9 protein-coding genes and 2 pseudogenes are annotated in these 9,906 nt (G+C 53.4%); all 11 read left to right on the top strand.

Annotation, left to right across the window (positions count from 1 at the left end; all coding sequences use genetic code 11):
* Positions 1 to 43: 43 nt before the first annotated feature.
* The gene (locus HMPREF2954_RS05255; RefSeq protein ID WP_045074143.1) at positions 44 to 679 is read left to right on the top strand and encodes a spore coat protein U domain-containing protein; all 636 of its coding nucleotides are present in this window, start codon (positions 44 to 46) and stop codon (positions 677 to 679) included.
* Positions 680 to 718: 39 nt separating this feature from the next.
* On the top strand, positions 719 to 1,444 hold the full coding sequence (locus HMPREF2954_RS05250; RefSeq protein ID WP_045074141.1) for a fimbrial biogenesis chaperone: 726 nt from the start codon (positions 719 to 721) through the stop codon (positions 1,442 to 1,444).
* 37 nt (positions 1,445 to 1,481) lie between these two features.
* Positions 1,482 to 3,899, top strand: a complete 2,418-nt coding sequence (locus tag HMPREF2954_RS05245) for a fimbria/pilus outer membrane usher protein (protein ID WP_070689035.1) — start codon at positions 1,482 to 1,484, stop codon at positions 3,897 to 3,899.
* A 476-nt stretch (positions 3,900 to 4,375) separates the two neighbouring features.
* Positions 4,376 to 5,008, top strand: a complete 633-nt coding sequence (locus HMPREF2954_RS13380; RefSeq protein WP_285045178.1) for a Csu type fimbrial protein — start codon at positions 4,376 to 4,378, stop codon at positions 5,006 to 5,008.
* 101 nt (positions 5,009 to 5,109) lie between these two features.
* Positions 5,110 to 5,221 (top strand): annotated as a pseudogene (locus HMPREF2954_RS12925) (IS5/IS1182 family transposase); the annotation flags it as partial.
* Between the two features lie 90 nt (positions 5,222 to 5,311).
* Positions 5,312 to 6,190, top strand: a complete 879-nt coding sequence (locus tag HMPREF2954_RS05235) for an NAD(P)-dependent oxidoreductase (protein WP_045074165.1) — start codon at positions 5,312 to 5,314, stop codon at positions 6,188 to 6,190.
* A 101-nt stretch (positions 6,191 to 6,291) separates the two neighbouring features.
* Positions 6,292 to 6,432 (top strand): annotated as a pseudogene (locus HMPREF2954_RS12920) (IS5/IS1182 family transposase); the annotation flags it as partial.
* Position 6,433: 1 nt separating this feature from the next.
* On the top strand, positions 6,434 to 7,432 hold the full coding sequence (locus tag HMPREF2954_RS05230) for a TraB/GumN family protein (protein WP_045074133.1): 999 nt from the start codon (positions 6,434 to 6,436) through the stop codon (positions 7,430 to 7,432).
* 114 nt (positions 7,433 to 7,546) lie between these two features.
* Positions 7,547 to 8,185: an alpha/beta hydrolase gene (locus HMPREF2954_RS05225; protein ID WP_045074131.1), complete on the top strand. Its 639-nt coding sequence runs from the start codon at positions 7,547 to 7,549 to the stop codon at positions 8,183 to 8,185.
* 189 nt (positions 8,186 to 8,374) lie between these two features.
* Complete coding sequence (locus HMPREF2954_RS05220) at positions 8,375 to 9,187, top strand: hypothetical protein (protein ID WP_045074130.1); 813 nt, start codon at positions 8,375 to 8,377, stop codon at positions 9,185 to 9,187.
* A gap of 241 nt (positions 9,188 to 9,428) precedes the next feature.
* The gene (locus tag HMPREF2954_RS05215; RefSeq protein WP_016687139.1) at positions 9,429 to 9,860 is read left to right on the top strand and encodes an EamA family transporter; all 432 of its coding nucleotides are present in this window, start codon (positions 9,429 to 9,431) and stop codon (positions 9,858 to 9,860) included.
* The last annotated feature ends 46 nt before the right edge of the window (positions 9,861 to 9,906 follow it).

Genomic DNA, 9,906 nt, shown 5'->3' with positions numbered 1-9,906 from the left:
TGTGTCAATACACATCTAAACTCACATACAAGGATAAATTCCGATGAAAACCCGTTTTACTTTAACTTCTCTTGCCCTGGCTTCTCTCATGATGATGGGCAATACTGCAATGGCTGCTGTTGTTTCTAGCGGCACGAGCCAATTTTTCAATGTCAAACTGACAGTAACTGGATCATGCGAAGCATTCACTGTTGCCAGCGGAAAAACAGATGCAATTACAGCCAAAGAGGATGCAACTGCGGGGGCAGACATTGACTTTGCATCCCACCTTGCAGAAACCAACAGTGCCGAACTAGAAAAAGACAATGTCGGTAAAGCAGCAAACGGTATCCACGTCACTTGCAGCAAAAACACTGTGTTCCAAGTTGCTTTAGAACCAGGCAATGGCAATTCGGAAGGTCTCGGTTCTATGAGTGGCTTGAAAAATACTAACCGAGACAAAATCGCTTATCAGCTCTATAAACCTACTGTGAACAATAAAGGGACAGAAACTGAAACAATTGGTGATGGTATCAGTTCAGATAAATGGGGCAAAGATACCAATGCACTATCTCTAACGGGCAAAGGTTTAAGCACTCCCATCATGCTGCCTGTTTTTGCCAAAGTTCCACAAAATGAGCTCTCTGACAAAACCCCCGACATCTACCAAGACCGCGTAAAAGTAACCCTGACCTACTAATCCGGTACTCCCTCAAAACAAAACAACTAAAAAATCCTCATGCAAAAAGCAATCAGCACACTTGTCGGTATGCTGACGGCGGCAGCGGTTTTACCAAGCCATGCCGCCGGCTTGCAAGTCAGTCCGACATCGCTTTCCCTGCCCGCCAAACAGCGGGCGGGTATTTTTACTTTGGGAAACAAGGGCGCAGAGCCGTTGACGGCACAAGTGCGCGTATTCCGTTGGACGCAGGACGCAAACGGCGGTGAAGTGCTCGAACCTACCGATGCCGTCATTGCCAGCCCGCCCATGGTCAAACTGGAATCGGGTGCGCAGCAGCAATTCCGCGTGATGCGCGTCAAACCGTCCGACAAACAGGCAGAAGAAGCCTACCGCTTGATCGTGGACGAGCTGCCCGCTCCCGATGCGAAACCACGAAAAGGCATTCAGTTGGTGATGCGCTATTCGCTGCCGCTGTTTGTCAACGTTCAAAACAATGCCGAACCGAAGCTGCAATGGCGTGCGGAAAAAGCCGCGAACGGCAAAGCGGTTTTGGTTGCCGAAAACACGGGCAATGCCCATGCGCAACTGAGCAATATTACTTTTCAGACGACCTCTGCCAAAGACGCCTTGACGCTGGCAAGTGGTCTGGCGGGCTACGTCCTGCCGGGCAACACTTGGAAACGCGAATTGGAAGTTTCCCCCGCTTCCCTGAATCCAGGTCGTCTGAATGCCACGGTAAACGGCATGCCGATCCAAACGGAGGTACGGTTTGCCGCCCCATGATCTAAGGACACGGCTCACCCGGCTGAGTGCCGCGCTGATGCTGTGTTTCTACGCCCTGCCCTCCCCTGCTCAAGACATCCTGACGCAGGCTGCACCTGCTGCCTACGAGCAGGCCTGGCTGACTGTTTACCCGCAGGTCAAAGTCAACGGCAGCATACGCGACGGTATCGAACCTTTCATGTCGCGTAACGGCGTGCTGTATGCACGTCCCGAATCTCTGCGCGCCTATGGCATTGCCCTGCCCGACGCAGAAGCTGCCGAAGCAGGCAAAAACGGCGTTGTGCCTGAAATTCAGGACGGCGCATCCACACCCGGCGCGGGCGTATGGTTCGAACTCTCCACCATCCCCGGCTTGCAGGCGAAATACGATGCCGCCGCGCAAACCCTTGATCTCACCGCCCCCCTCGAATGGCAGCCCGACCTGAAAACCGCCCGAATCGGCGCATTGCAGGAAAACCGCTACGCCATCGCCAAACCCGGCTTTGCCGCCGTTCTGAACTATGACGCCAATATCTCGCGCAACCGCTCCGGCAACGGCACACAGGGCGTTTTCGGCGAAATGCGTTTGAGTACGCCTTGGGGCTATCTGAACCACACCCAATTTGCCAACCGTAGCCGCAACAAAGAAAGCGGCTCCCGCGGCAACACCGCCCGCCTGGATACCTACTGGCGCACCGTCTGGCCCGAACAAGGCATATCGCTGACCGTCGGCGACACCCTGACCGGACAAATCGGCTCATGGGGCGGCACACGCATCGGCGGTATCAAAATCTCCCGCACTTACAACACCCGCCCGTGGAAACAAACTGCCCCGCTGCGCTCCTACCTCGGCAAAAGCACCCTGCCCGGCACGGTCGACCTCTACCTCGACGGCGTCAAACAAATGAGCCGCGACATCGAAGCGGGCGAATACGAACTCATCCTGCCGCCGTCCATCAGCGGCCGCAGCAACGCCCAAGTCGTTGCCACCGACGTACTGGGGCGCACCGTCGTCGTCGATATGCCGCTTTACGGCAGCAGCGGACTTTTGGCAAAAGGCTTGAACGAATGGTCGTTTGAAGCAGGCTACGTCCGCCGCGATTACGGCATCCGTTCCGCAAAATACCAATCCGACCCCGCCGCCTCCGGCACGCTGCGTTACGGCGTCAGCAATACCCTGACCGCCCAAATCCACGGCGAAGCCGCGCGCGGCTACCGTCAGGCGGGCATTGCCGCCGATACCGTATTGGGTTCGCTCGGACAACTCAATCTTACCTATGCCGAAAGCCGCTTTGCGGGCAAAACAGGACGACGCAGTAGCGCGTTTTTCAGTACCCAATGGGACAGGCTCTCCTTCAGCGCGGGCGCAAGCCGTACCAACGGGCAATTTGCCGAACTAGGCGACACTGCATACGGCGCAGACTTTTTCAAAGCCACCCGCCCCCCCGCCACATCCGCCTCCGCATCCGCAGGCTGGAGCAGCGACAAACTCGGCTCATTCAGCCTGTCCTACGTCCATTCCTACACCGAAGGCAGTCCTGCCGACGGCGTAGGCTCGTTCGGCTGGAGCCGCAGCTTCAAAAACCGCACCTCGCTCTACGCCGGCGCCAATAAAAACTTCCGCAACAGGCGCGAACTGAGTTTCCACGCAGGCCTCTCCGTCAGCCTCGACAACGGCTATTCGACCTCCGCAGGCATCAGCAGAAACAAACACAACAACAGCTATCAGGCAACCCTGAACAAAACCAGCAGCGGCATGGGCAGCACCAGCTGGGGCATAGGCTGGCAGCAAAACGACAATACAAACGGCAGCCGCAGCAATACCTTCAACGGCAACATCCGCCATCAAAACACCTACGGCGACGGCTGGGCAAACGTTTACAGCCAAAGCGGCAACAGCAACTGGAACGCAGGCTGGAGGGGCGGCCTCGTCCTCATGGGCGGCAGCCTCTTCGCCACCCGCCAAGTCAACGACAGTTTCGCCGTCGTCAGCACCGGCGATATGGCGGACGTCCCCATCCGCGCAGGCGGTATGCCCGTAGGCAAAACCAACCGCAAAGGGCTGGCACTGATCCCCAGCCTCTCCGCCTACCAAAAAAACACCGTCAGCGTCAATATTGCCGAGTTGCCGCTGGACGTCCAGCTTGAACACACCGTCGCCGAAATCGCCCCGCCCGAACGCTCGGGCATGCGCGTCGAATTCAAAATCCAGCATACCCGCGCCGCCACCATGACGCTGAAAGACGCACAAAACCAATTACTCCCGAGCGGCGGCAGCATTACTGCCGAAGACGGCACACCGGCAGCCGTAACCGGCTTCGACGGCAAAACATATATTGAAAACATGAAAGAAGGCAGAAACCGCTTCACCGTTATCCTCCCCGAAAACGGCGGCACTTGCACATTTGAGGCGAACTACCCTGAAACACACAATCCGGATTCCATCCCGGAACTGGGAGACATCATATGCAGATAAATATAAAGAAAGGTCCTCTGAAAACCGCAAACCGTCTTTTCCGACAAATGACATTGCCTGCCGTATTCGGACTGCTGTCCCTGTCCGCAGGGCAAGCTTGGGCAAACAGCGGTGTAGCCGGCAGGTTTGTACAATGCACAGCGACGGTACAAGGCAACGGAACTTTCAAAGGTCATCCTGCCTTAGTATTCGGAAGTCAAAGCAATGGGATCAACCTTCTAAACAACAACCAGCCGGAAGATATTCAAGCCACCATCCACTACCAATGCACCAATAATGACATCTATACTGTAAAAGTACGCTTGTGCTTCAATATTGACGGAGGGAGAGGGTTTACAAACATATATACCCCCCGGAGAATAGTTCATAGCAGAAATAACGCCCAAACACTGCAACTATCCTTACTTAAATCCGATAATACCAACTGGGGAACGGGTAACACGCCAAACACCCCCAGCAGTGTCGGAACAGGTGTCATGCGTATCGGGCTAAAGGGCACCTTTACTGGCAGTATCCCCATCAGAGCTAGATTAGTCAGCGGGCAAAGCAACACCATCCCCACTACGGCTTCGGATTATTACATTGCAGACTTTACCGGCAACTCCACCGTATTAAACTGGAAGGCAGAACGTTATGGTACTCCTGACCCTTCAGATTGCGGAAACGACTTGAATACAGGACAACGCTTCCCTTTTGTCGTCCAAGCCCATGTTGCACCCGTCTGCGAATTCATCTCCGCCGACGACATCGACTTCGGCACACACACCGCGGGCAGCACCAACCTGAAACAGTCGGGCAACCTTACCGTCCGCTGCACCAACGGCACGCCCTACACCGTCGGTCTGATTCCTTCCAACGGTAATCAGGAAGGCAGCGGCGAGATGAAATCCACCAACCCAGCCAATACTGACAAAGTCCCCTACCGCCTCAAAAAGGGTACCCATACAAACGCCCACCTATGGGGCAATAATCCTTCGGGATCAGGCAGCGCGTTGAAATCTACCGGCGACGGCAACAGCCAAATTCACACCATCTCGGCAGAAGTAAAAAACACCGACTACACCCCGGGCGAATATAAAGACAAGGTAACCGTCGATATCCGATACTGATCCGAAAGGTCGTCTGAAAAGAAAAAACAGCATAGTTATAGAAAACACCAATCCGCCGCTATTCCTGTTTGCAAAGGAATAGCGGCGGATGTTCTCATTTGTATAATGGATTAAATTTAAATCAGGATAAGGCGACGAAGTCGCAGACAGTACAGATAGTACGGCAAGGCGAGGCAACGCCGTACTGGTTTAAAGTTAATCCACTATATTCCCCAAAAAAGACCGTCTGTAAACCTTCAAAACTTTTCAGACGACCTTCAAACCGATATGATGGCAAATCAAACCAACAAGGGAGCAAACACCATGTCAAACAATGAATACACTCAAATCGGCTGGATCGGCCTGGGGCAGATGGGCAATCCGATGGTAACGCGCCTGCTCGATGCGGGCATCGAAGTCGGTGTTTACAACCGCTCACCCGATAAAACCGCCGACCTGCAAACCAAAGGTGCGAAAGTTTACCCAAGCCGCGCCGAACTTATCCGCGCTTATCCCGTTATTTTTCTGATGGTTTCCGACTACGCCGCCATCCTCGATATCCTCGACGAAGACACCCGCAAAGAGCTTGACGGCAAAATCATCGTCAACATGAGCACCATCGCCCCGTCAGAAAACCTCGCCGTCAAAGCCATCGTCGAGGCGGTGGGCGGACAGTTCGCCGAAGCCCCCGTCTCCGGCTCGGTTGTCCCCGCCACCAACGGCACGCTGCTGATTCTCTTCGGCGGCGAAGAGGATGTTTTAAATCCGCTGCAAAAAGTATTCGGCATCCTCGGCAAAAAAACCTTCCACTTCGGCAGCGTCGGCAAAGGCTCCGGCGCGAAACTCGTGCTCAATTCGCTCTTGGGCATTTTCGGCGAGGCATACAGCGAAGCCATGCTGATGGCGCGTCAATTCTGCATCGATACCGACACCATCATCGAAGCCGTCGGCGGCTCTGCTATGGATTCGCCCATGTTCCAAACCAAAAAATCCCTGTGGGCAAACCGCGAATTCCCGCCCGCCTTCGCCCTCAAACACGCCTCCAAAGACCTCAACCTCGCTGTCAACGAATTAAAACAGGCAGGCAATTCGCTGCCCGCCGTTGAAACCGTTGCCGAGAGCTACCGTCAAGCCGTCGCAGCAGGTTACGGCGAACAAGACGTTGCCGGCGTTTACCTGAAACTGGCGGAACATCAGAAATAGAGTGGCCGAATCCGGCAGATAAAGGTCGTCTGAAACCCATATCCCTTTTCAGACGACCTTGCTTGTCAGATTAGCGTATTGCAACCATTCAAATATAGTGGATTAACAAAAATCAGGACAAGACGACGAAACCGCAGACAGTACAGATAGTACGGCAAGGCGAGGCAACGCCGTACTGGTTTAAAGTTAATCCACTATACATTGCACATCATCCCGTTGCCCGTATCTTTCAGAGGAAATTTCATGCGCCCACTCCTTTCCCTCCTTGCCGCAGGCTTTACCCTCCTTACCCTGACCGCCTGCCAACCCGAGGCAGAACATACTGCTTCCGATGAAAAAATCAAAACCGCCTCCGCTGCGTCTGTCGACTGGTCGGTACCGCAACTGTCCAGCAACGTTTGGAAAATCAGTAAGGCAGGACAGCCCGACTCTTACCTTGCCGGCACCATCCACATCGGCAAAAAAGAAGCCGTCCTATCGAAAGAAGCCGAAAACCTGCTTGCCTCCGTCGAACAACTGACCACGGAAACCGACGTATTGCCGGAAGAAAATCCGGAAACGCAACAACAATACCAACAGTTTTTCAACCAAGCCACCGACACCAAATCCCTGAAAGCCAAGCTCGGCGATAAGACTTTCCAAGCCCTGCAAGAGGCCTTCCGCATAAATCCCGAAACCGCACCTTTGGCGGATGCAGCCGACGGTATGAAACCTTGGGCAGCATTTCTATTTGTCCAAAGCGTTTATCCTGCCGAATACAGCTCGATGACCGGAGTCGATATGTTGCTTTCCAAGTCAGCCCAAAAAACAGGCAAAGCTCGCCGCTTCCTCGAAACCATGCCCGAAATGGCGGCATTTTTTTCAAACCTGCCTGAAGACACCCTCGTCCGCATCTTGAAAATCTCAGACGACAAAAAAGCCTTTTCAGAACAAATTAATGAAATGTACCGCCTTTACGAAGTAGGCAACTTTGAAGGCTTCGCCGGCATCCAGCAAAAATACGACAGGGACACCCTGAAAAAATACCCTGAACTTGCCCCTTTTATGTTGAACTGGCTTGAGAAAGACATGCTAGTCGGCCGCAATTTGAAATGGCTGCCTGAAATCAAAGCCCAATCCGCCGAAAAAAGCACGCTGTTCGCCGTCGGCATCATGCACCTGATGTCCGAACAAGGCTTGATCGAATTGCTGCGCAAAGACGGTTACGAAGTAACGCCCATGCCCAAAGTATTGATGTGGTAACACAAATCACACAACAAGAGGTCGTCTGAAACCCGAATTCCCAGTTTTCAGACGACCTCTTGCGGGCAACAACATATGCCCATACCCAAACACCACCCCCCAAGGAAACCTCCCATGCAAAAACCCGACATCATCCAAATCGCAGGCCCCGCAGGGCTGCTCGAAACCATCTATCTTCCAGCCGTGCAAACACCTGCACGCGGCGTGGCAGTCATCAACCATCCCAACCCGCTGCAAGGCGGCACGAACAACAACAAAGTCATCCAAACCGCCGCCAAAGCCTTATCGCAACTCGGTTTCCACTGCTACCTGCCAAACCTGCGCGGCGTAGGCAACAGCGAAGGCACACACGATTACGGACGCGGCGAAACGCAAGACTGTATCGCCGTCATCGACTATGCCCGCGCGCAACACCCCGAAGCCGAACTGTTCGCATTGGCAGGTTTCTCCTTCGGCGGCTATGTCGCCACCTTCGCCGCCCAAGAGCGCGAACCGGATTTGCTGCTGCTCATCGGCGCGGCAGTACACCACTACACTGACCGTCCTGAGCCTGCCTCCGTCCCCGATGTATCCAAAACCCTGATGATTCATGGCGCGGAGGACGAAGTTGTCGAAATCAATAAAGCCCTGACTTGGGCGGAACCGCAAGGTTTGCCCGTCATCACCATTGCCGGCTCATCCCACTTCTTCCACGGCAAACTCATCGTCCTGCGCGATACCATCGCCCGATTCGTGCCGTCGGTTTTGGGTTAAGCAGATAACATAAAAAGGTCGTCTGAAAACCTAAATCCGTTTTCAGACAACCTTTTTATTCAACTTTTTTGCTGCCACACCACATCCCTCACGTTTTGCACCATGAAACTCTATGTTGTCGGTCATATTCATATATAATACCGACCTTCAAAAATAATTCCCTCAATAATTACATTACGGAAATAACAAATGGAAAATACCCAAACTCCCTCCCGTTGGCGTTTTGCCCTCAAAAACGCGGGCTGGCATCTTGTCGTCAGCCTGATTCTTGCAGGCCTCGCGGCACTTTTGGTCTTCGCTGTCTGGTATCCCTACCCCTATTCAGAACTGACGGGCGGATTGAATTTGTACACTCTCGTCGTCTCGGTCGATATTGTCTGCGGCCCCCTTCTAACACTGATTCTCGCCAGCCCTAAGAAAAAACTGCGCGAACGCATTACTGATTTTTCTTTGGTCGGTATCATCCAGCTCGCCGCGCTGGTTTACGGCTTGCACAGCGTTTCCTTAGCGCGCCCCGTCGTTGCAGCCTTTGAAAAAGACCGTATCAACATTGTTACCGCCGCTGAAATCGACGAAGCGGATTTAGCCAAAGCCCCCGAAAAAATGCGTCAACTGCCGTGGTTCGGCATCGAACGCGTCGCCCTGCGCGATCCTGCAACCGTCGAAGAAGCCAACGAAAGCCTCAGCCTTTCCCTCAAAGGCATAGAACCGAGTATGCGCCCGAATTGGTGGCAGCCCGACAGTCCTGCCGAACGTGCGAAAATCCGCAGTGCGATGAAACCTTTGGCAGAACTTGCCATCGCCCGAAACATGAGCGAAGCGGACATCCTCAAAGCCACCTCCGTCAAACAAGCCGACAAACCTCTATTTTTCCTGCCGCTTACCAGCGGGAAAATCAAAAACTGGATTGTCGTCATGGATGAAAACGCCGACTTCCTCGGCTATGCGCCGATTGACGGCTTTATCGACAAAAAGCCAGAATTTAAAGAAAAAGTTATCTGATAGACAATTAGGTCGTCTGAAAATAGATTCCGCCCAATACCGCCGATAAAATTTCAGATAATCTCTCACCGTCAAAATGGCCGAACCCGAAGTCAGGGATTCGGCCTTTTCCGTTTAAAGCAATCCTATCCGGTGGTATGATGGGAAACATTCGCATCATAGGATGGATATAATATAGGGACGTCAAATAGTATCTCTCCCATCACCCATAAGATCGGATTTTGATTCAGAAAGGAAAAACATGAGCGGCAACGCATGGCTTTTTTGGGCATTGGCTTCCGCAGGTTTCGCTTCGTTGACGGCGATTTTCGCCAAAATGGGTTTGCAGGGCATCGATTCAGATTTCGCCACTTTCATCCGCACGCTGGTCATCCTTGCCGCGCTGGTCTTGTTCCTGACCTATACCGGCAAATGGCAGGGTGTGAACGGGTTTACAGGAAGAAATTGGACCTTCCTGATTCTCTCCGGCCTCGCCACCGGCGCATCTTGGCTCGCCTACTTCAAAGCCCTGCAACTGGGCAACGCTTCGCAAGTCGCCCCCGTCGATAAATTCAGCTTGGTATTGGTTGCGCTGATGGCGGTGGTCTTTTTGGACGAACGCCCCAGCACTCAGGAATGGATTGGGCTGGGGCTGGTTACGGCGGGCGTATTGACATTGGCTTTGAAACGCTAGAAATATAGTGGCTTAACTTTAAACCAGTACGGCGTTGCCTCGCCTT

The organism is Neisseria sp. HMSC067H09 (assembly GCF_001814135.1).
GTDB lineage: Bacteria > Pseudomonadota > Gammaproteobacteria > Burkholderiales > Neisseriaceae > Neisseria.
The sequence above is the reverse complement of the archived record's forward strand: the minus strand, read 5'-3'. Positions and strand labels throughout refer to the sequence as shown.